Source organism: Actinokineospora guangxiensis (assembly GCF_042657845.1).
Taxonomy (GTDB): domain Bacteria; phylum Actinomycetota; class Actinomycetes; order Mycobacteriales; family Pseudonocardiaceae; genus Actinokineospora; species Actinokineospora guangxiensis.
The window spans coordinates 1-22002 of the sequence record NZ_JBHSKF010000020.1; the positions used below are offsets into that span (position 1 = coordinate 1).

Consider the following 22002-nt stretch of genomic DNA (forward strand, 5'->3'; position numbering starts at 1 on the left):
CCCCGCCCCTCTCATCCACCACCTCCCCGATCCCCGCTGCCGAGCCCACCACTCACCCAGGTCTTCCCACCCCCGCGACCGCTTCCCTAGCCCCGATCTTCAAAGCTCCTTCCACCGAACCAGCCCCGCCCACCGGCCCAACCCAGCATTCCCACGGCATCACTGCCTCCCTCTGGCCCTCCGCCGCCCCAGGTTCGCCCCCAACCTCCCCCTCTGCCGCCCCACGTCCCGAAGACCCCACCCCGCCCTCATCCCCCACGGCGCCGACTACCCCAGGCGACCCAGCAACACCCCCGCACCCCGACGACCTGGTCCACGTCCGAGCCCACACCCGCCGCAGGCCGAACAGCCGCGCAGGCTCACAGGCCCCGGCCCCGCGCCGCTCCGGCCGTCCAGGAGGCGGCGGTGTCGCCGACACCGTCGGCGGCCTCCCGCCGACCCCCGAGCTTCTCGCCCAGGTCGAGGCACTTCCCCCAGCCACGGACGAACCCGACCTCCGCGGCATCGACCCCACCGCCCCCGACCCGGACTTTCGCCTGCGCGGGCTCCTGCGCCCCATGCGCGCCCCGCTCTCCTTGGTGGCCCTGATGGTCATCGCCGACGCGCTCATCGCCATGGCCATGCCCGCCCTCATCCGCATCGGCGTCGACGACGGCGTGATGCGCGGCTCCACCGCAACACTGTGGACGGTCACCGCCGCCGCCGCGACACTCGCCGTGATCACCTGGGTCAACACCGCGATCACGACGATCCTCACCGCCAGGGTGGGCGAGCGGATGCTGTTCCTGTTACGAGTCCGCAGCTACGCCCACCTCCAGCGGTTGGGCCTCGACTACTACGAGCGCGAGCCCGCCGGCCGAATCATGACCCGCATGACGACCGACGTCGACGCGCTGTCCACATTCCTGCAAACCGGGTTGGCCAGCGCTGTCTCCGGCGTGCTCACCGTCGTGGCCGTCACCGCGGGCCTGATCCTGACCGATCCGTCCCTGGCGATGGTCGCCCTGGCGATCCTGCCTGTGCTCATAGTGGCGACGGTGGTGTTCGCGCGCTTATCGGCGGCGGCGTACACCGAGGCTCGGGAGCGGGTGAGCGCGGTCAACGCGGACATGCAGGAGAACGTCTCCGGGCTGCGCGTCTCCCAAGCGTTCACCCGGGAGGGCCAGGCCGCCGAGCGTTTCGCCGAGCGCAGCGACGCCTACCGCCGCTCGCGCATGCGCGCCCAGCGCTACGTGGCGACCTACTTCCCCTTCGTCTCTCTTCTGGCGGATCTGGCTCAGGCCGCTGTCCTGCTCGTCGGTGCGCAGCGGGTGGTGAGCGGGGAGCTGGAGCCGGGGGTGCTGCTGGCGTTCATGCTGTACCTGGGCCTGTTCTTCGGACCCGTGCAGCAGCTGTCCAACGTCTTCGACGGCTACCAGCAGGCCCGGGTGGGCCTCCGCCGCATCGGCGACCTGCTGCGGACCCCGACGAGCGTCCTCCCCCCGGAGAACCCCGTCGCGGTCCCGGGTCACCTCGCGGGCGACATCGAGCTGCGCGAGGTCTCCTTCGCCTACCCCGGCACCGACACCCCCGCTCTCCGCGATGTGTCGCTGACGATCCGCGCCGGTGAGACCGTCGCGTTCGTCGGGGCCACCGGCGCGGGGAAGTCCACAGTGGTCAAGCTCCTGGCCAGGTTCTACGACCCGACCGCGGGCACCGTCCTGGTCGACGGCGTGGATCTGCGGCAGTGGGACCTCGGGAGCTTCCGGCGTCGGCTCGGGGTGGTGCCGCAGGAGGCACATCTGTTCACCGGGGACGTCGCCCGGAACATCGGGTACGGGGATGACCTGGCCACCCGGTCGGGAGTCGAGTCGGCGGCGCGGGCCGTCGGGGCGCTGCCGATGGTGGCGACGCTGCCCGGGGGGTTCCAGTACGAGGTGGGTGAGCGGGGGCAGGGGCTGTCGGCGGGGCAGCGGCAGCTGGTCGCGCTGGCTCGGGCGGAACTCGTCGATCCCGACATTCTCCTGTTGGACGAGGCGACCGCGGCCTTGGACTCCGCGACGGAGGCGGCTGTGCTGGCAGCGGGCGAGCGGTTGAGCGCGGGCAGGCAGCGGCGGCGGACGACCGTCGTGGTGGCCCATCGGCTCGCCACGGCCGCTCGGGCCGATCGGATCGTCGTGCTGGAAGGCGGGCGGGTCGTGGAGGTGGGGGCGCACGCGGACCTCGTGGCCGCGGGAGGTCCTTACTCGCGGCTGTGGGCCCACTCGTCCGGCGCTGGAACGGTCGCGGAGGGCGGTCGAGACGCGGTCCGGGCCGGCGCGTCGTCGGAACAGGAATGAGAGTCCGGCTGAGCCACGGCTGCCGAGGGCAGAGCTGACTGGAGCAGAGCTGACTGGAGCAGGGCTGACCGGGTTGGACCGGGGCAGAGCCGAGCGGGCGAGGCTGGGGCGGCCGTGCTGGGCTGGGCTGGCTGGGCTGGGACTGCCCGGCTGTGCTGGGTTGGCGGGGCTGGGCTGCCCGGGCGGGCGGGCAACGGCCGCAGGGTGAGCCCGGGCCCCGACCTGACCGGGGTGGGCCAGACGGCACGTGCCGACAGCTGGGCCTGGCCAGCGTGCGGCGTGCGGCATGTGGCGTGAGGAGGCTCACCGGTCTGAGCTGGCGGGGGAGGCGGATCTCACCGGCGGGTGTGGGGCCTGGTGAGGGTCGTCGTGAACGATCTCTCGAACGATTCAGTGCCGGAGACCACCCCATGAGGTGCCTCACGCGTGTCCTGCTGATTTACCGCGCGGCCATGGAGAGGACTAGCCTGAGGGCCGGGTTCCGTAAGAGATCGAGTATGGATAGAGGCGAGAGCCAGCCGTGTCCAGCAGCAGTCCCGCGTCACAGTTCGGTGCGAACGAGTGGCTGGTCGAGGAGATGTACGAGCAGTTCCTCGCCGACCCGTCGTCGGTAGACCCGGCGTGGCACGACTTCTTCGCCGACTACAAGCCGACACAGCGGGCCGCCAGCCAGGGGGCTGCGCGGGCCAAGGCCGCGACGGGGACAACCACCCAGGCGCCGCCGAGCAACGGTCAGCAGGCCGGGGCGCCCGCCAAGTCCCAGGGGGCGGGCCAGCCGCAGGCGCGGTCGAGCCAGCCGGAGCCGGGCAAGAGCCAGCCGCAGCAGAACTCGGGTCAGTCCGGGGCCAAGAAGGCCGAGAAGCCTGAGAAGCCCGAGAGCAAGCCCGCCGCGAAGCCGAAGGCCGAGGGCGAGGAGCGCACCCCGCTGCGCGGCGCCGCGCAGGCCATCGCCAAGAACATGAACTCCTCGCGCGACCTGCCCACCGCGACCAGCGTGCGGGCCGTTCCGGCGAAGCTGCTCGCCGACAACCGCATCGTGATCAACAACCACCTCAAGCGGACCCGGGGCGGCAAGGTCTCGTTCACGCACCTGATCGGCTACGCCATGATCAGGGCGCTTGAGGCGTACCCGAACATGAACCGGCACTACGCCGAGGACGGCGGCAAGATGTTCGCCGTCGCCCCCGAGCACGTGAACCTGGGCCTGGCGATCGACCTGCCCGGCAAGGACGGTTCCCGCACGCTCGTCGTGGCCTCCATCAAGGGCTGCGAGGGCATGAGCTTCCAGCAGTTCTGGCAGGCCTACGAGGACCTGATCCGCAAGGCCCGCGGCGGCGCGCTGACCGCCGACGACTTCGCGGGCACCACGATCTCGCTGACCAACCCCGGCGGCATCGGCACCGTGCACTCGGTGCCGCGTCTGCAGGTCGGCCAGGGCGCGATCCTGGGCGTGGGCGCCATGGAGTACCCGGCGCCGTTCCAGGGGGCTTCCGAGCACACGCTCATCGACATGGGCATCAGCAAGATCATCACGCTGACGTCGACCTACGACCACCGCATCATCCAGGGCGCGGAGTCCGGCGAGTTCCTGCGCCGCATCCACCACCTGCTGCTCGGCGAAGACGGCTTCTACGACGACATCTTCACCTCGCTGCGCATCCCGTACGAGCCGATCCGCTGGACCGAGGACATCACCGAAGGCCCGGTCGACAAGACCGCCCGCGTCATCGGCCTGATCGACGCCTACCGCACCCGCGGCCACCTGATGGCCGACACCGACCCGCTGAACTACCGCCAGCGCAAGCACGAGGACCTCGACGTCCGCAGCCACGGCCTGACCCTGTGGGACCTGGACCGGTCCTTCCCGGTCGGCGGGTTCGCGGGCAAGGAGAAGATGAAGCTGCGCGACGTCCTCGGCGTCCTGCGCGACTCCTACTGCCGCACCGTCGGCGTCGAGTACACCTACATCCTCGACCCCAGCGAGCGCCGCTGGATCCAGGAGCGGGTGGAGGTGCCGCACGAGAAGCCCCCGGCAGCGGTGCAGAAGTACGTGCTCAGCAAGCTCAACGCCGCCGAGGCGTTCGAGACGTTCCTGCAGACCAAGTACGTCGGCCAGAAGCGGTTCTCGCTCGAAGGCGGCGAGTCGATCATCCCGCTGATGGACACGCTGCTGGACAAGGCGGCCGAGTACGAGCTGGACGAGGTCGTCATCGGCATGCCGCACCGCGGCCGCCTGAACGTGCTGGCCAACATCGTCGGCAAGCCGATCTCGCAGATCTTCCAGGAGTTCGAGGGCAACCTCGACCCTGGCCAGGCGCACGGCTCCGGCGACGTCAAGTACCACCTGGGCGCCGAGGGCAAGTACTTCCGCATGTTCGGCGACGGCGAGACCAGGGTGTCGCTGACGGCCAACCCGTCGCACCTGGAGACCGTCGACCCGGTGCTGGAAGGCATCGTCCGGGCCAAGCAGGACCTGCTGGACAAGGGCGAGCAGGGCTTCACCGTGCTGCCGGTGGCGCTGCACGGTGACGCCGCGTTCGCCGGGCAGGGCGTGGTCGCCGAGACGCTGAACCTGGCGCTGCTGCGCGGCTACCGCACCGGCGGCACCGTGCACGTCATCATCAACAACCAGGTCGGGTTCACCACCGCGCCCGAGCACTCGCGGTCGAGCCAGTACGCCACCGACGTGGCGAAGATGATCCAGGCGCCGGTGTTCCACGTGAACGGCGACGACCCGGAGGCCTGCTACTGGGTGGCGCGCCTGGCGATGGACTACCGGCAGACGTTCAACAAGGACGTCGTCATCGACCTGGTGTGCTACCGCCGCCGCGGGCACAACGAAGGCGACGACCCGTCGATGACCCAGCCGGGCATGTACGACATCATCGACGCCAAGCGCAGCGTGCGTAAGGGCTACACCGAGTCGCTGATCGGGCGCGGTGACATCTCCGTCGAGGAGGCCGAGAAGGCGCTGCGCGACTTCTCCAGCCAGCTTGAGCACGTGTTCAACGAGGTCAGGGAGCTGGAGAAGCACCCGATCGCGCCGAGCCCGTCGGTCGAGGCCGACCAGCAGATGCCGGCGAAGCTGCCCACCTCGGTCGCCGACGACGTGCTGACGATCATCGGTGACGCGCACACCAACCTGCCCGAGGGCTTCTCCCCGCACCCGAGGGTCAAGCCGGTGCTGGAGCGCCGCGAGAAGATGGCGCGCGAAGGCGGCATCGACTGGGCCTTCGCCGAGCTGCTGGCGTTCGGGTCGATGGTGCTGGAGGGCCGCACGGTGCGGCTGGCGGGCCAGGACTCCCGGCGCGGCACGTTCGTGCAGCGGCACGCGGCGATCATCGACCGCCGCTCCGGCAAGGAGTACCTGCCGCTGCAGCACCTTGACCCCGAGCAGGGCAAGTTCATGGTGTACGACTCGGCGCTCTCGGAGTACGCGGCGCTGGGCTTCGAGTACGGCTACTCGGTGGCCGACCCGGACGCGCTGGTGCTGTGGGAGGCGCAGTTCGGCGACTTCGTCAACGGCGCCCAGTCGGTGATCGACGAGTACATCTCCTCCTCCGAGGCCAAGTGGGGCCAGCTCTCCGACGTCGTGGTGCTGCTGCCGCACGGCCACGAGGGCCAGGGCCCCGACCACACCTCGGGCCGCATCGAGCGGTGGCTGCAGCTGTGCGCCGAGGGGTCGATGACGGTGTCGATGCCCTCGACCCCGGCGAACTACTTCCACCTGCTGCGCCGCCACGCCCTCGACGGCGTGCAGCGCCCGCTGATCGTCTTCACCCCGAAGTCGATGCTGCGCAACAAGGCCGCCGTCAGCGCCGTCACCGACTTCACCGGCGAGTCCCGCTTCCAGACAATCATCGACGACGCGACGACGGACCCCGCGTCGGTCAAGAAGGTGCTGTTCGTCTCCGGCAAGTTCTACTACGAGCTGCTGGCCGAGCGGGACAAGCGCGGGGCGAGCGACGTGGCGATCGTGCGCGTCGAGCAGCTGTACCCGGTGGCGGAGAAGAAGCTGCGCGCGGTGTTCGAGCGCTACTCCAACGCCACCGCGTGGCGCTGGGTGCAGGAGGAGCCCGCCAACCAGGGCTCGTGGCCGTTCTACGGTCTGCTCATCCCCGAGCTGTTCCCGGACGCGCCGCGGGTGTCGCGGGTGTCGCGCCGGCCGATGTCGGCGCCGTCGGCCGGGTCGAGCAAGGTGCACGAGCTGGAGCAGCGGGCCCTGATCGAGAAGGCGTTCGAGTAGCCGTGTACTTCACCGACCGCGGTATCGAGGAGCTGGAGAAGCGGCGCGGCGAGGAGGAGGTCACGCTGGCCTGGCTGGCCGACCGCCTCCGCGCCTTCGTCGACGCGAACCCGGACTTCGAGACGCCGATCGAGCGCCTCGCGACGTTCTTGGCACGCGACGACGAGGACTTCGAGGACTGATGAGCGTGCTCACCCTGCTGCTGCTTGTCCTGACCGTCGGCGGTTTGGTAGCGGTGGCTGTGGTGCTGGTCAACAGCAGCAAGCCGAAGCCGCCGCCGGGCATGTACCCGCCGCCCGGCCCGTACGGCCAGGTCCCGCCAGGCCAGTACCCGTACCCACCGCCGGGGCAGTACCCGCCCGGCCAGTACCCGCCCCAGCAGGCCCAGTACCCGCCGCTGCCGCCCCCGTACCAGGGCTACCAGCCGCCACCGGGCCCCTGAACACCGCCGATGGGCGCTTCCCCGCTTCCCGGGGAGGCGCCCATCGGCGTGATCACCAGGCGTACGCCTCGGGGGCGGGCTTGGCGCCGTTGGGGCCGGGGGCGGGGAACAGCTCGTCGAGGCGGGTCAGCGTGGCCTCGTCGAGGGTGATCTCCAGGGCGCGCAGGGAGCCGTCGAGCTGTTCGGCGGTGCGGGGGCCGATGATGGGGCCGGTGACGCCTTCCTGGTGCAGCAGCCAGGCCAGGCCGACGTTCGCCGGGTCTTCGCCGAGGTCGGCGCACAGCTTCTCGTAGCCCTCGATGGTGTCCTTGTGCTTGGCGAGGGCCTCGCCGGAGCGGCCGCTGGTGCCTCGGGAGCCGGTGCCTTCGCGCTGCTTGCGCAGGACGCCGCCGAGCAGGCCGCCGTGCAGCGGGGACCAGGGGATGACGCCGAGGCCGTAGTGGCGGGCGGCGGGCAGCACCTCCAGCTCGGCCCAGCGGGTCAGCAGGTTGTAGATCGACTGCTCGCTGACCAGCCCGAGGAAGTGCCGGGACCGGGCCGCCTCCTGGGCCTGGGCGATGTGCCAGCCCGCGAAGTTGGACGAGCCGAAGTACAGGACCTTGCCCTGCTGGCGCAGCACCGAGAAGGCCTCCCAGATCTCCTCCCACGGCGTGTTCCTGTCGACGTGGTGCATCTGGTAGAGGTCGATGTAGTCGGTCCGCATGCGGGTCAGCGAGCCTTCGACGGCGCGGCGGATGTTCAGCGCGGACAGGAAGGTGTCGTTGGGCCAGTCGCTCATGCTGCCGTAGAGCTTGGTGGCGACGACGGTCTTCTCCCGCCTGCCCCCGCCCTGCTCGAACCACCGGCCGATGATCTGCTCGGTGACGCCCTCGCCCTTCTTCCAGCCGTAGACGTTGGCGGTGTCGAAGAAGTTGATCCCGTGCTCGTGCGCCCTGTCCATGATGGCGTGGCTGTCGGGCTCGGAGGTCTCCGGGCCGAAGTTCATCGTGCCGAGCACGAGTCGGGACACGGACAGGCCGCTGCGGCCGAGGTGGGTGTACTCCATGAAACCAACCTAGCCGCGTTGTCGCGCGGGTACTCTCCGAACAGCCCCGGCCTCGGAGGGTGGTCAGTGTTCGTCAGGATCTCGGTCGCTGTCGTTCTGCTCGGCGCGGCGGTGACGGCCGCGTTGCTGTGGAGTCCGGTCGGCGCGGCGGTGGTGGGCGCGGTCGGCGGCGCGGCGGCGGCGACCGGCGGCGCGCTGTGGAAGCGCAGCCAGGCCCGGCTGGTCGACCGGCTCGACAAGCGGATCGGCACCTGGTTCACCACCTTCGACCGCCGCTACCGCGCGCACGTCATGGCCTCGCTGCGGTTCGTCGACCTCAAGGGCCTGGCCACCGTCGGGTTCGCCAACCCGGAGCTGGACGAGGTCTACGTCGACGTCGGCCTGGAACCGAAGGCCCCGCACCTGGTCGAGGGCGGCGTGGTGACCACCAGCGGGGAGAGCGCGCGCCGCCATGTCACCGATCTGCTCGACCTGGCCGAGCCCACGATCCTGGCGGTGATCGGTCCGCCCGGCAGCGGCAAGACCACCCTGCTGCGCCACGCCGCGCGCCAGCGCCGCAGGCGCCGACCCGTCCCGATCCTGCTGACGCTGCGGGAACAGGTGGAGGAGATCAAGAAGCGGGTGCAGCTGCCCGCGATGGTGGAGGCCGCGCTGGCCCGGCACCTCCCCGATGTCCCGCGCGGCTGGGCGGAGCAGCATCTGCGGGCGGGCCGCTGCCTGGTCCTGCTCGACGGCCTGGACGAGATCGCCCGCGCCGAGGACCGCCGCGCCGTGGCCGACTGGGTGGAGCACCAGATCCGGCAGTTCCCGCGCAACGACGTCGTCCTCACCTCCCGGCCGCAGGGCTACCTGGAGGCCCCGGTCACCGGCGCGAACGTCGTGCGCACGCTGCCGTTCACCGCCGCCCAGGTCCGCACGTTCGTGCTCGGCTGGTATCGCGCCGTCGAGCGCAGCCACGCCGACGACCCGACCGTCGAGCAGCGCGCGACCGAGGCGGCCGAGGACCTGCTGGGCCGCCTCGGGGGCGCACCGGCCCTGGTCGACCTCACCACCAATCCCCTGCTGCTGACCATGATCGCCAATGTGCACCGCTACCGGGGCGCGCTGCCGGGCAGCCGCGCCGATCTGTACCGGGAGATGTGCCAGGTCGCGCTGTGGCGGCGGCAGGACGCCAAGAACCTGAACTACGTCCTGCCCGGCGAGCGCCGCGAGTCGCTGCTGCGGGCCTTGGCCTTCGAGATGATGGACGACGGCGTCCGCCTGGTCGACCGCCCCGCGCTGCTGCGGACGCTGTCCACCGGTCTGCGCCGCTTCGCCACCTCGGCCACGGCCGAGGACATCCTCGCCGACGCCTGTTCCAACGGCCTGCTGGTCGAGCGCGAGCACGACCTCTTCGCCTTCGCCCACCTGACGTTCCAGGAGTACCTGGCGTCCGCGCACATCCGGGACAACGACCTGGTCGCCACGCTCGCCACGCGGGTCGACGACCCGTGGTGGCGCGAGACGACGGTGCTGTACTGCGCGACGGCGCGCGCCGACGAGATCGTCGGCGCCTGTCTGCGCAGCGGCTCCGTCGCCGCGATGGGCCTGGCCTTGGAGTGCGCCGATCCCGTCGCCGACCTCGACGCCGAGCTGCGCGACAGCGTCGCCGCCTGGTTCTCCGGGGATGTGAGCATGCAGCCGGAGATCGCGGGCGTTCTGCTTGACCAGCACCTGCGCACGGCGGTGGCCATCGGGCCGGGACTGGCCGTCTGCCTGACGCCGGTGCCGGAGAACCTGCAGGTCATGATGGGCAGGCACGGCGATGAGTACCTGGACTTCGCCGCCGCCGAGGAGATGTGCCGGAAGCTGCGAACCCTTCCCAGATCCAGCAGCCGGACCCTACGGCTGCCCACGCACGCGGAGATGAGCCGCGTCGAGACCGGCCCGTTGGCCGTGTGGTGCGACGACGGCCGGCTCTGGCACTCCGGCGCCCACCCCCATGTCGTCGGTGAGGCCGCGCTGAAGGCGATCGTCGCCGACGACCTCGAGAAACTCCCCTCGCCGAACAAGTACGTGGCGGGACGACCGCACGCTTCCCAGATAGAGGCGGGCATCGACAAGATCAGCACGTCGTTCGAGTTGTCGCCGTCCATCGGACGCGAGGTCGCCTGGCGGGCGATGGCGCGGCGGGACTTCGACCGCATTCCGACCTACCGGGCCATCCACACCGTGCTCTGCACGGAGGTGCAACCGCTGGTCGACGGCCCCGCGGAGATCGCCACCCGCAGCATTCGGCTGCTGGCGACGGCCTTGGCGGGTCTCAGCGAGTCCGCCGAGACGACCGAGACGATGCTGACGCTGGCGGCCTTCGCGGCACTGATCGAGTTGCGCGGTACCGGTCAGGTGCCGACGGAGTCGCTGGTGCTGGTGGTGGAGCGTCCCCTGCGCCAGACCGAGCGGGTGAGGGGAACCCCGGGCCGGTAGGCGAGGTGGGTGATCGAGGGGGCGTCGAGCACGTGGATGTCGGCTCGGGCGCCGACGCCGAGCCAGCCGACGTCGGTGCGGCGCAGGGACTGGGCGGCGGTGAGGGTGGCGGCGCGGACGGCTTCCTCGACGCTCATGCGCATCTGCAGGACGGCGGTGGCGACGCAGTAGGCCATCGAGGTGGTGTAGGAGGAGCCGGGGTTGCAGTTGCTGGCGAGGGCGACGGAGGCGCCCGCGTCCAGGAGCGTTCGGGCGTCGGGGAGGGGGTGGCGGGTGGAGAGGTCGCAGGCGGGGAGCAGGGTGGCGACGGTGGTCGAGCCCGCCAGGGCGTCCACATCGGACTTGCTGAGGTAGGTGCAGTGGTCGACGCTGGCCGCGCCCGTCTCGACGGCGATGGCGACTCCCGGGCCGGGGCCGAGCTGGTTGCCGTGCACGCGCAGTCCCAGGCCGTGCGAGGCGGCGGCGGTCAGCACCGCGCGGGACTGGTCGGCGTCGAAGGCGCCGGTCTCGCAGAAGACGTCGGCCCAGCGGACGTGGGGGGCGACGGCGGGCAGCATCTCCGAGATCACCAGCGCGACGTAGGCGTCGGGGTCGGCGCCGGGGGGAACGAGGTGGGCGCCGAGGAAGGTGACCTCGTCGACCTCGGCGGCGGCGATGCGGGCTGAGCGGAGTTCGTCGGCGGTGGTGAGGCCGTAACCGGTTTTGGTCTCCATGCACGTGGTGCCCTGGGCGAGGGCTTCGGCGACGTGGCGGCGCAGGACGGCGGCGAGTTCGGCGTCGGTGGCGGCTCGGGTGGCGGTGACGGTGGTGGCGATGCCGCCCGCCGTGTAGGGCTTGCCCGCCATGCGGGCGGCGAACTCGGCGGTGCGGTCGCCCGCGAAGACGAGGTGGGTGTGGCTGTCGACCCAGCCGGGCAGGGCGGCGCGGCCGCCCGCGTCGTGGTGGGTGTCGGCGGCGGGGGCCGAGGAGGCCGGGCCGACCCAGGCGATGTGCTCGCCGTCGATGACGAGGGCGGCGTCGTGCAGGGTGCCCAGGTCGGTGTTGGTGGTCAGCTCGGCGATGCCGGTGATGACGGTGGTGGTCACGGTGCCCCGATCACGGCGGTTCGGACTGCGGCGGTGGCGCGAACGATGCTGGTCACAGCGCCCCGATCGCGTCGGTGAGGAGGGTGGCGATGTCGCCGAGGACGTGGTTGCCGTCGACCACCACGGGGCGGCCGTCCCGGATGACGGTGTCCACATCGGATGCCGAGGCGGCCATGACCGCTTGGCCGGGCAGGCATCCCGCGGTGCGCGGGGTGTCCAGGCGCACCGCGACGAGGTCGGCGGGGGCGCCTGTTTCGATGCGGCCGGCGTCCCAGCCGATGGACGCGTGGTTGGTCAGCGCGCCGAGTAGTTCGGTGGGGCTGAAGCGGCCGCGTCGGCCGGTGGCGAGGCGTTCGCCGTGTTCGAGGGCTCGGGCTTCCAGGAGGGGGTCGACCACGGCGTGCTGGTCGCTGCCCAGTGACAGCGCCGCGCCCGCGTCGGCCAGGGCGCGGGCCGGGCCGATGCCGTCGGCCAGGTCGGCCTCCGTCGTCGGGCACAGGCAGACGCCGCTGCCGCCGAGCAGCGCGATGTCCTCGGGGGTCAGGTGGGTGGCGTGGACGGCGGTGAAGCGCGGGCCGAGCACGCCCGCGTCGGCGAGCAGGCCGACGGGGGTGCGGCCGTGGGCGGCCAGGCAGTCCTCGTTCTCCAGCGGCTGCTCGGAGACGTGCGCGTGCACGGGACCGGCGAAGGAGCCCACCACCGGCAGGTCCGCCACGTCGACCGCGCGCACCGAGTGGATCGCCGCGCCCACCAGGAATCCGTCTCCCGACGACAGCGCCGCGACGCGCTCGGCCCACGCCTCGGCCGTCCCGTCGGAGAAGCGCAGCTGGGTTTCCGACAGCTCTTTGCCGATGCCGCCGCGCAGGTAGCAGGTGTCGAGCAGGGTCAGGCGCACTCCGGCCTCGGCCGCGGCGGCGCGCAGGGCGTGGGCCATGGCGTTCGGGTCGCCGTAGCGGGTGCCGCCGGGGGCGTGGTGCAGGTAGTGGAACTCCCCGACCGAGGTCACCCCGGCCAGTGCCATCTCCGCGTAGGCCGCCCGGGCGAGCGCGTGGTAGGTGTCCGGGTCGAGCCGGGCGGCGAGGGTGTACATGGCTTCGCGCCAGGTCCAGAAGGTGCCGCCGCCGTCGTGGGTGCGTCCGCGCAGCGCGCGGTGGAAGGCGTGGGAGTGGGCGTTGGCGAAGCCGGGCAGCGCGATGCCCGGCAGCCGGGTCGCGGTGCCCGGCTCCACTCCGGCGGTGACCGAGCTGAACCGGCCGTCGGCGACGGTGATCAGCACATCCTCGGCGGGGCCGGTGGGCAGCCAGGCGTGCCGGGCCCAGTAGGCGGTCATCGGGCGAGGTGGGCGAGGACGTCGGCCAGGGCGGCGGCGCCTGCTTCGCAGTCGGCGTCCTCGGCGTGCTCCTGGGGGGCGTGGCTGATGCCGGTGGGGTTGCGCACGAACAGCATCGCGGTGGGCAGGTGCGCGGCGAGGATGCCCGCGTCGTGGCCCGCCCCGGTCGGCAGCTGCGGCACGCCGCCCAGCACCCCGGCCAGGTCCTCGCGCAGGGTGGGGTCGAAGTGCACGGCGTCGCCGTAGGACTCCTCGGTCACCGTCACCGCGCAGCCCTCGGTCTCGGCGAGTTCGGCGGCGGCGGCGGAGATGTCGGCGACGACGGCCCGGGTGCGCGCGTCGTCGTCGGCCCGCGCGTCCAGCCATAGATCCACAGTGGACGGGATGACGTTCGTGCCGCCGGGGATGGGGATGATGCGCCCGACCGTGGCCCGCGACCCGCTGACGGCGGCCGCGGCGCGCCGGGCGGCGAGCACCACGCCCGCGGCGGGCAGCATCGGGTCGCGGCGGTCGGCGAGCAGGGTCGCCCCGGCGTGGTTGCCCTCGCCGGTGAAGCGCAGCCGCCAGCGGCCGTGGGCCAGGATCGAGCGCGCCAGCCCGACCGGCGCCCCCAGGTCGATCAGCCCGCGTCCCTGTTCGACGTGCAGTTCGACGAACACCCCGATGCGGGCCAGTGCGGCGTCGTCGCGCCCGACGCGCGCGGCGTCGAGCCCGGCGAAGGCCAGCGCCTCGGCCAGGGTCGTGCCGTCGGGGTCGCTCAGGCGCAGCGCGGCGGCGGGGTCGATTGCCCCGGTCATCAGCCGCGAGCCCAGGCACGCCACCCCGAAGCGCCCGCCCTCCTCCTCGGGGAAGACGGTGATCGCCAGCGGCCTGCCCGGGGTGAAACCGCGCTCCCGCAGCAGGTCCACTGCGGCCAGCGCGGCCACGACCCCGAGCGGGCCGTCGAACGCGCCGCCGCCGGGCACCGAATCCAGGTGGCTGCCGGTGACGACCGCGTCGTCGCCGGGCTCGCCCCACCACGCCCACAGCGTGCCGTTGCGGTCGGTCTCCACGCCCAGCCCGCGCCGGGCGGCCTCCTCGGTGAACCAGGCCCGCAGGTCCAGCTCCACCCGGTCGAAACCGTGCCGGGAGTAGCCGCCGCGCACCGGGTCCTTGCCGACGCCGGAGATCGCGCCGAGCAGCGCCGCGGCGCTCACCGGTCCATCGGGACGGCGACGCCCCGCTCCCGCGCGACCGACGCCGCCTCCGGGTACCCGGCGTCGACGTGCCGGATGACGCCCATGCCCGGGTCGTTGGTCAGCACCCGCTCGATCTTCTGCCCGGCCAGCGCGGTCCCGTCGGCGACGGTGACCTGCCCGGCGTGGATGGAGCGGCCGATGCCGACGCCGCCGCCGTGGTGGATCGACACCCAGGTCGCGCCGGAGGCGGTGTTGACCATGGCGTTGAGCAGCGGCCAGTCGGCGATGGCGTCGGAGCCGTCGGCCATCGCCTCGGTCTCGCGGTACGGGGAGGCCACCGAGCCGCAGTCGAGGTGGTCGCGCCCGATGACCACCGGCGCGGACAGCTCGCCGGAGGCCACCATCTCGTTGAACCGCACGCCCGCCAGGTGTCGTTCGCCGTAGCCGAGCCAGCAGATGCGCGCGGGCAGCCCCTGGAACGCCACCCGCTCACCGGCCAGGGAGATCCACCGGGCCAGGGACTCGTTCTCCGGGAACAGCTCCAGGATCGCCCGGTCGGTGGCGGCGATGTCAGCCGGGTCGCCGGAGAGCGCCGCCCAGCGGAACGGTCCCTTGCCCTCGCAGAACAGCGGGCGGATGTAGGCGGGCACGAAGCCGGGGAAGTCGAAGGCGCGCTCGCAGCCGCCGAGCTTGGCCTCCCCGCGCAGGGAGTTGCCGTAGTCGAAGACCTCGGCGCCGCCGTCGAGGAAGCCCAGCATGGCCTCCACGTGCTCGGCCATCGACTCCCGGGAGCGGTCGGTGAACTCGTCGGGCTTCGTGGCCGCGTAGTCCGACCAGTCGCCCAGCTCGACCCCGCGCGGCAGGTAGGCCAGCGGGTCGTGGGCGGAGGTCTGGTCGGTGACGATGTCGACGTCGACGCCGCGGCGCAGCAGCTCGGGCAGCACCTCGGCGGCGTTGCCGATGACCCCGACCGAGAGCGCCTCGCCCTCGCGCTTGGCCCGCTCGACGCGCGCGACGGCGGCGTCGAGGTCGGTGGCCAGCTCGTCGAGGTAGCGGGTCTCGACGCGGCGGCGGGCCCGGTCGGGGTCGACCTCCACGACCAGGGCGACGCCGCCGTTCATGGTGACCGCAAGCGGTTGCGCGCCGCCCATCCCGCCGAGTCCGGCGGTGAGGGTCAGCGTGCCGCGCAGGGTGCCGCCGAAGCGCTTGGCGGCGATCGCGGCGAAGGTCTCGTAGGTGCCCTGCAGGATTCCCTGGGTGCCGATGTAGATCCAGGAGCCCGCGGTCATCTGCCCGTACATGGTCAGGCCCTGGGCTTCCAGGCGGCGGAACTCCGGCCAGGTGGCCCAGTCGCCGACCAGGTTGGAGTTGGCGATCAGCACGCGCGGCGCCCACTCGTGGGTGCGCATCACGCCGACCGGCCTGCCCGACTGCACCAGCAGCGTCTCGTCCTCGGAGAGGCCGGTCAGCTCGCGGGTGATGGCGTGGAAGCTGGGCCAGTCGCGGGCGGCTTTGCCGGTGCCGCCGTAGACGACGAGGTCGTCGGGGCGCTCGGCGACATCGGGGTCGAGGTTGTTGTGGAACATGCGCAGCGCGGCCTCGGTCTGCCAGTTGCGCGCGGTGAGGGTGCTGCCGCGGGCGGCGGTGATCACGGGTTCCTCCTAAGCAGGTCGCCGGAGCGGACGAGGTCGACGGCGGCGGCGATCTCCGGGGCGAGGTGGCGGTCAGGCCCCGGCCCGTCGACGCGCTCGCGCAGGGCGGCGACGGCGGCCGCGGTCGCGGGCGCCGGGGTGAGCGGGGCGCGCAGGTCCAGCGCGCGGGCCGCGGTGAGCAGCTCGACGGCCAGCACGGTGGCCAGCCCGTCGACGGCCTTGCGCAGCTTGCGCGCCGAGGACCAGCCCATCGAGACGTGGTCCTCCTGCATCGCGCTGCTGGGGATGGAGTCGACCGAGGCGGGCGCGGCCAGGCGCTTGAGGTCGGAGACGATCCCGGCCTGGGTGTACTGGGCGATCATGTGCCCGGAGTCGACGCCGGGGTCGTGGGCCAGGAACGGCGGCAGGCCGTGCGAGCGGGCGGTGTCGAGCATGCGGTCGGTGCGCCGCTCGGCCATGGAGGCCACGTCGGCGACCGGGATGGCGAGGAAGTCCAGCACGTAGGCCACGGGCGCGCCGTGGAAGTTGCCGTTGGACTCCACGCGGCCGTCGGGCAGCACGACGGGGTTGTCGATGGCGGCGGAGAGCTCGCGGTCGGCGACGGTCTCGGCGTGGGCGACGGTGTCGCGGGCGGCGCCGTGCACCTGGGGGGCGCAGCGCAGCGAGTAGGCGTCCTGCACGCGGGTGCAGTCCGGGGTCTGGTGGCTGGCCACGATCGCCGAGCCGCGCAGGTGCTCGCGGATGCGCGCGGCCGAGAGCGCCTGCCCGGGGTGCGGGCGCAGGGCGTGCAGCTCGGGGGCGAAGACGCGGTCGGTGCCCAGCAGCGCCTCGACGCTCATCGCCGCGGTCAGGTCCGCGGTGTCGAGCAGGGTGTGCAGGTCGTGCAGGGCGATGGCCAGCATGCCGAGCATGCCGTCGGTGCCGTTGATGAGGGCCAGGCCCTCCTTCTCGGCGAGCACCACCGGCTCGATCCCGGCTTCGGCGAGCGCGTCGGCGGCGCTGCCCAGGCCGGTCTTGGTGCGGACCTCGCCCTCGCCCATGAGCGCCAGCGCGACCGCCGAGAGCGGGGCGAGGTCGCCGGAGCAGCCGAGCGAGCCGTGTTCGGGCACGACCGGGGTGATGCCCGCGTCGAGCATCGCGGCCAGCGCCTCGACGGTGCCCGCGCGCACCCCGGTGCGGGCGGTGGCCAGGGTGCGCAGGCGCAGCAGCATGAGCGCGCGCACGACCTCGGTCTCCACCTCCGGGCCCGCGCCCGCGGCGTGCGAGCGGATCAGGGAGCGTTGCAGCGCGGTGCGCCGGTCGGCGGGGATGTGGCGGGTGGCGAGCGCGCCGAAGCCGGTGGAGACGCCGTAGGTGGGGGCCTCGGCGTCGGCCAGGCGCTCGATGTGGGCGCGGGTGGCGGCGACGGCGGCCAGCGCGTCGGCGCTGACCGACACCCCGGCGCCGTGCCGGGCGACGGCGACGACCTGGGCCCGGCTCAGCGCGCCGCCGTCGACGGTGACTCGTTCCTGCATGCCTCCATGCAAGGGCAGGCCGGCCCTGAGCACGAGTGGGGATCGGGTGAAGCTGTCTGGTATGCCAGACGGTTCAGGGTGTGCCGAGCCACGGGTTGTCCAGGTCGGGGCCGAGGCGGACCTGCTCGGCGACCTGCGCCATCCGGTCGGCGCGGCCGGGGTCGGGGGCAGCGCTGTAGTTGCGCGCGATCAACCAGTGGCCATCCAGCGGCACGGCCAGGGTTTCGGAGAGGCCGCGCCCGTCCTGGGGGCGATGGGTGGTGAAGTAGGCACGGCGGCCGAAGACGGTCCTGGTCGGTTCGGCCCCGCTGACGTCCGGGGCCAGCGAGGTGTACTCGATCCGCATGGCGAGCATTTCCGGGATGCCGGTGCTGTAGGTCAGGAAGCGGATCGGGGTGCCGTCCTCGGCCGCGCGCACGCCGGTGTCGATCTCCTGCCCGCCCAGGGACATGGCCACCCGCAGCGGCGGCTCGCTGCTCGCGCTCAGACTCGCCGCGACCTGCCGCAGGCTCTCGCGGTCGAGCGACCGGTCCTCCGAGGCGACCTCGACCACGAAGCCCTTGTAGAAGCCGGCCACCGCGTTCCGCTCGCCGGAATCGGTGAAGCGGGCGGAGACGAGCGGGCCCGTATCGGCGATCGGGGTTCCGTCGTCGCCGATCGGGTACCGCGATTCCCCTGTGATGAGCGTGAGCGCGGGCGAGGTGTCGTCGCCGAGCGGTCCGGTGTGCCACACGCGTTTGTGGCGGGGCCAGTTCACGCTGTCGCCGTCGGCGGCGGAGCGGCTCTGCTCGGTGAGGCCGGGGGGCAGCCAGGCGGGCGTCAGCGGGAAGTACCAGGCGTGGTTCTCCGCGTAGGGGATGCGGGCGGGCGGCGCACCCCCTTCGTCGCCCGCCCGCAGCAGGGGGACCGCGACGACGACCAGCGCGGCCGCGGCGGCGGTGGCCGCGACGACCAGCCAGGTCCGCCGGGACCTGCGCCGCCGCAGCGCGGCACGCACGCCCGCCTCGGCCGGGGCGCGGTCGGCCAGTCCGGCGAGGGTGTCGCGGAGCAGGGTGTCGAAGTCGCTCATCGGTGTTGCTCCTGCTCGGTGCGGATGTCCGCGCGCAGTGTCGCCACGGCGCGGGAGATGTGGCTGCGCACGGTGCCCTCGCCGCAGCCCAGCTCGGCGGCGATCTCGGCGTCGGTGCGGCCGTCGTAGAAGCGCAGGACGACGGCGGCGCGCTGCTTGCGCGGCAGCTTGGCGATGCCCGCCAGCAGCGCGGCGCGCTCGTCGACGGCGGCGGTCGGGTCGGCGACCGGGGGCAGGGCGACGGCCTCCAGCGGGAGCACCGCGCGCGTCCGGCGGCGCCAGGACAGGAACTAGTTGGTCACCATGCGCTTGACGTACGCGCCGGGCGCGTCCATGCCGCTGATGCGCGACCAGCGCTGCTGCGCGCGCAGCAGCACCTCCTGCACCAGGTCCTGGGCTTGCACCGGGTCGCAGGTCAGGACTGTGGCGTAGCGCAGCAGCGGTGTCAGCCGCTCGTTGAGGAAGTCCTCGAAAGTCACCCACGCACCCCCTGTCCGCCCTTCAACGCGCGCGACCGCGGTTCTGTTGAGCCGTACTGTGCACTTCGTGGGAGCCAGCAGCGACGTGCCCGCCCTGCGCCGGGGGCTGGCGGTGCTGCGCCTGCTGGCCGGGAAGGCGGGCCCGGTCGCGGCGGCGACGGTGGCCAGGGACCTCGGCCTGCCCCGCTCCACGACCTATCATCTGCTCTCCGAGCTGGTCGACGCCGGTTTCGTCACCCACCTGCCGGAGGACCGCCGCTACGCGCTGGGCCTCGGCGCGTTCGAGCTGGGCTCGGCCTACCTGCGCCACGACCCGCTGGAACGCCTCGCCCGGCCGGTGCTGGCGCGGCTGATCGCCCGTACCGGGCACACCGCGCACCTGGGCGTGCTGCACGGCCGCGAGGCGCTGTACCTGCTGCGCGAGCAGCCCCCGCACGCGGGCACGGTCGTGACCGATGTCGGGGTGCGGCTGCCCGCGCACCTGCCCGCCTCCGGCCGCGCGATCCTGGCCCGGCTGCCCGCCGCGCAGGTGCGGGCGCTGTTCCCGGGGCGGGCGGCGTTCGTCGACCGGACCGGGCGCGGGCCCGCGCACCTGCCGGCGCTGCGCACGCTGCTGGCCGCCGAGCGCCGCCGCGGGTGGTCGGTGGAGGACGGTTTCGTCACGGCGGGCTTCGCCTCGGTCGCCGCGCCGGTGCTCGACCACGCCGAGCACCCGATCGCCGCGATCAGCACGACCTTCCGCCACGAGTGCGCCGAGCCGTGCGGGCTGCTGTGGGCCGAGCACGCCGAGGCGACCATCCGCGCCGCCGCCGAGCTGAGCGCCCGCATCGGCGGGCGCTAGGCCGTGTCGCAGCGAGAGCCGCGCCAGTTCACCCGCAGACGGCACAAGCGGACACGCCCGGATACGACTCCGGTGTCCGCGGCGGCCCGCCCGCACCGCCCTCGGGCGAACGATCACGACTCTCACCCACCCCAGGACCCTGTCGGCCTCGGTCAGCGCGCCGTGTCGCGTCCGCAGGTCGCTGACCACACAGCGGTGATCACGTCGCCGGGAAAGGGCTCGACCTGGGCGGACACCAGCGGTCGCACCGTCTCCCGCGCGTTCACGCCTCAACGCCTGTGGCCGGCAATGAATAGGTAGCGGTACCTAGGTCGGTACGGATTGTTCGATGCGCATATGCGCACGCAGGGTGTGCAGCACCTGTCTCACCCCTGCTCAGGAGACACCCATCATGAAGCTGCGCACCACGCTGGCCGCGTTGGCGGCGGCGGCCGTGCCGATCGCACTCGTCGTCGTCCCGTCCCAGGCCGCGACCGCGGCCCCGGACATCCCCCTGTCCTCGGTCAAGGCGCACCTGTCCCAGTTCCAGACCATCGCCACCAACAACGGCGGCAACCGCGCCCACGGCCGCCCCGGCTACCGGGCCGCGCTGGACTACGTCAAGGGCAAGCTGGACGCCGTCGGCTACCAGACGCAGGTCCTGCAGTTCACCTCCAACGGCGCCACCGGCTACAACCTGATCGCCGACTGGCCCGGCGGCGACGCCAACCAGGTCCTGATGGCGGGCGGCCACCTCGACAGCGTGTCCTCCGGTCCCGGCATCAACGACAACGGCTCGGGGTCCGCGGCGCTGCTGCAGATTGCGCTCACCGTCGCCGAGGAAGACCTGGCGCCGCAGAAGCACCTGCGCTTCGGCTGGTGGGGCGCGGAGGAACTGGGCCTGGTCGGGTCGAACAACTACGTCAACGGCCTGTCCTCCACCGAGCGCGCGAAGATCAAGGCGTACCTGAACTTCGACATGATCGGCTCGCCGAACCCGGCGTACTTCGTGTACTCGGCCTCGGGCGCGCCGAGCGGATCGCAGGCGCTGCAGGAGCTGCTGCAGACCGGCTTCCGCGACCGCGGCGTCGAGCCCGACCTGACCGCGCTCGGCGGGCGCTCCGACCACGCCGCCTTCGCCCGCGCGGGCATCCCCGTCGGCGGCACGTTCTCCGGCGCCGAGGGCACCAAGACCGCCGCCCAGGCCCAGAAGTGGGGCGGCACGGCGGGCCAGGCCTACGACCGCTGCTACCACAGCTCGTGCGACACGACCAGCAACATCAACGACACCTCGCTGGACCGCCACACCGACGTCGCCGCCTACGCCATCTACACCCTGGCGGGCACCGGCCAGCAGACCGACTTCGGCGTCCGCGTCGACCCGACCACCGTCGGCCTCGCCGTCGGCGGCTCCGGCACCGCGACGGTGCGCACCACCGCGGGCTCCGGGGGCGCCGAGCGGCTCGCCCTGTCGGCCAGCGGCCTGCCGTCCGGCGTCACCGCGACGTTCTCGCCGTCCTCAGTGGACTCCGGCGGCAACTCGACGCTGACCGTCTCGGCGTCGACGTCGGTCCAGCCCGGCAGCTACCCGATCCGCGTCACCGGCACCAACTCCGCGGGCACGGCGGTCACCGCCGACGCCACCCTCAGCATCCGCGCCGACGACCCGCCCGCCGACTTCCGTCTGGGCGCCAACCCCAGCAGCGTCACCGTGCGCACGAGCGGCAACGCCTCCACCGCCATCACCGCCACCGGGACCGGCGGCCAGCTCACCCTGTCGGCCTCCGGCCTGCCCAGCGGCGTCCAGGCCGAGTTCCAGCCGACCGCAATCCCCGTCGGCGGCGAGGCCAAGCTGACCTTCGTCGCCTCCTCGACGGCCACCGCCGCAACCACCACCGTCACCGTCACCGCCACCGACAACACCGGCCGCACCGCGACAACCCCGGTCAGCCTCACCGTCGAAGGCGGCACCCCGCCTGTCGGCGACGTCCGCGTGACGGCCACCCCGTCGAGCGGAACCGGCGCGCAGGGCCAGATGGTGCAGACCCAGGTCACCGCCACCGGCGGCACCGGCACCCTCACCCTCTCGGCCACCGGCGCCCCGTCGGGCACCCAGGTCTTCTGGAACCCCCAGACGATCGCCCAGGGCGGCGCCAGCACGGTCTGGTTCTTCACCAACTTCCAGACCCCGGCGGGCACCTACCCCATCACCGTGAAGGCGACGGCGGCTGACGGCAAGTCCGGCACCACCACCTTCACCCTGACCGTCACTCGCTTCGGCTACGGCTTCACCACCCCGAAGGCGCAGTGACAGGAGGGCGGGCAGCTCGCCCGATCCTGCCCGCCCACCGCAGGGAG

13 protein-coding genes and 2 pseudogenes are annotated in these 22002 nt (G+C 72.8%); 7 read left to right on the top strand and 8 right to left on the bottom strand.

Annotated features, from left to right (window positions below; translation table 11 throughout):
- Positions 1-356 precede the first annotated feature (356 nt).
- From ACFPM7_RS28205 to ACFPM7_RS28220, 4 genes and pseudogenes are all read left to right on the top strand, one after another.
- A pseudogene (locus ACFPM7_RS28205) lies at positions 357-2318 on the top strand (ABC transporter ATP-binding protein); the annotation flags it as partial.
- 520 nt (positions 2319-2838) lie between these two features.
- Positions 2839-6564, top strand: a complete 3726-nt coding sequence (locus ACFPM7_RS28210; RefSeq protein ID WP_378250852.1) for a multifunctional oxoglutarate decarboxylase/oxoglutarate dehydrogenase thiamine pyrophosphate-binding subunit/dihydrolipoyllysine-residue succinyltransferase subunit — start codon at positions 2839-2841, stop codon at positions 6562-6564.
- Between the two features lie 2 nt (positions 6565-6566).
- Positions 6567-6746 (top strand): DUF6104 family protein, encoded by a 180-nt coding sequence (locus ACFPM7_RS28215; protein WP_378250853.1) that lies wholly within the window; start codon positions 6567-6569, stop codon positions 6744-6746.
- Positions 6746-7006 carry a hypothetical protein gene (locus tag ACFPM7_RS28220; protein ID WP_378250854.1) on the top strand — a complete coding sequence of 87 codons (261 nt, stop codon included), beginning with the start codon at positions 6746-6748 and terminating at the stop codon, positions 7004-7006. Before ACFPM7_RS28215 ends, ACFPM7_RS28220 begins: the two co-directional genes overlap by 1 nt.
- A 52-nt stretch (positions 7007-7058) precedes the next feature.
- On the opposite strand, the gene ACFPM7_RS28225 is transcribed toward ACFPM7_RS28220, so the two are convergent.
- Entirely contained in the window at positions 7059-8051 is a 993-nt protein-coding gene (locus ACFPM7_RS28225; RefSeq protein ID WP_378250855.1) for an aldo/keto reductase, read from the bottom strand.
- A 66-nt stretch (positions 8052-8117) separates the two neighbouring features.
- Between ACFPM7_RS28225 and ACFPM7_RS28230 the strand changes: the two genes are divergently transcribed.
- On the top strand, positions 8118-10517 hold the full coding sequence (locus ACFPM7_RS28230; protein ID WP_378250856.1) for an NACHT domain-containing protein: 2400 nt from the start codon (positions 8118-8120) through the stop codon (positions 10515-10517).
- Here ACFPM7_RS28230 and hutI read toward each other — a convergent pair.
- From hutI to ACFPM7_RS28265, 7 genes and pseudogenes are all read right to left on the bottom strand, one after another.
- Positions 10433-11602 carry an imidazolonepropionase gene (gene hutI / locus ACFPM7_RS28235; protein ID WP_378250857.1) on the bottom strand — a complete coding sequence of 390 codons (1170 nt, stop codon included), beginning with the start codon at positions 11600-11602 and terminating at the stop codon, positions 10433-10435. The genes ACFPM7_RS28230 and hutI overlap by 85 nt on opposite strands.
- Positions 11603-11654: 52 nt before the next feature.
- On the bottom strand, positions 11655-12932 hold the full coding sequence (locus ACFPM7_RS28240) for a formimidoylglutamate deiminase (protein WP_378250858.1): 1278 nt from the start codon (positions 12930-12932) through the stop codon (positions 11655-11657).
- Positions 12929-14128, bottom strand: coding sequence for an allantoate amidohydrolase (locus ACFPM7_RS28245; RefSeq protein ID WP_378250859.1), 1200 nt, complete (start codon positions 14126-14128; stop codon positions 12929-12931). The genes ACFPM7_RS28240 and ACFPM7_RS28245 overlap by 4 nt, the downstream gene beginning before the upstream one ends.
- Positions 14125-15762 carry a urocanate hydratase gene (gene hutU / locus ACFPM7_RS28250; protein WP_378250860.1) on the bottom strand — a complete coding sequence of 546 codons (1638 nt, stop codon included), beginning with the start codon at positions 15760-15762 and terminating at the stop codon, positions 14125-14127. The genes ACFPM7_RS28245 and hutU overlap by 4 nt, the downstream gene beginning before the upstream one ends.
- Entirely contained in the window at positions 15759-17276 is a 1518-nt protein-coding gene (gene hutH, locus ACFPM7_RS28255) for a histidine ammonia-lyase (protein ID WP_378250861.1), read from the bottom strand. Before hutH ends, hutU begins: the two co-directional genes overlap by 4 nt.
- 73 nt (positions 17277-17349) lie before the next feature.
- The gene (locus tag ACFPM7_RS28260; RefSeq protein ID WP_378250862.1) at positions 17350-18345 is read right to left on the bottom strand and encodes a hypothetical protein; all 996 of its coding nucleotides are present in this window, start codon (positions 18343-18345) and stop codon (positions 17350-17352) included.
- A pseudogene (locus ACFPM7_RS28265) lies at positions 18342-18824 on the bottom strand (SigE family RNA polymerase sigma factor). The gene ACFPM7_RS28260 and the pseudogene ACFPM7_RS28265 overlap by 4 nt, the downstream one beginning before the upstream one ends.
- 67 nt (positions 18825-18891) lie before the next feature.
- On the opposite strand from ACFPM7_RS28265, the gene ACFPM7_RS28270 reads away from it, so the two are divergent.
- Positions 18892-19665 (top strand): IclR family transcriptional regulator, encoded by a 774-nt coding sequence (locus tag ACFPM7_RS28270; protein WP_378250864.1) that lies wholly within the window; start codon positions 18892-18894, stop codon positions 19663-19665.
- Positions 19666-20056: 391 nt separating this feature from the next.
- Positions 20057-21955, top strand: a complete 1899-nt coding sequence (locus ACFPM7_RS28275; protein WP_378250865.1) for a M28 family peptidase — start codon at positions 20057-20059, stop codon at positions 21953-21955.
- Positions 21956-22002: the final 47 nt, after the last annotated feature.

Excerpts from the sequence above, each read along its gene's own strand:
- ACFPM7_RS28220 (WP_378250854.1), top strand. The coding sequence starts at position 6,746 with ATGAGCGTGCTCACCCTGCTGCTGCTTGTCCTGACCGTCGGCGGTTTG.
- ACFPM7_RS28240 (WP_378250858.1), bottom strand. The coding sequence starts at position 12,932 with ATGACCGCCTACTGGGCCCGGCACGCCTGGCTGCCCACCGGCCCCGCC.
- ACFPM7_RS28275 (WP_378250865.1), top strand. The coding sequence starts at position 20,057 with ATGAAGCTGCGCACCACGCTGGCCGCGTTGGCGGCGGCGGCCGTGCCG.
- ACFPM7_RS28225 (WP_378250855.1), bottom strand. The coding sequence starts at position 8,051 with ATGGAGTACACCCACCTCGGCCGCAGCGGCCTGTCCGTGTCCCGACTC.
- ACFPM7_RS28260 (WP_378250862.1), bottom strand. The coding sequence starts at position 18,345 with ATGAGCGACTTCGACACCCTGCTCCGCGACACCCTCGCCGGACTGGCC.
- hutH (WP_378250861.1), bottom strand. The coding sequence starts at position 17,276 with ATGCAGGAACGAGTCACCGTCGACGGCGGCGCGCTGAGCCGGGCCCAG.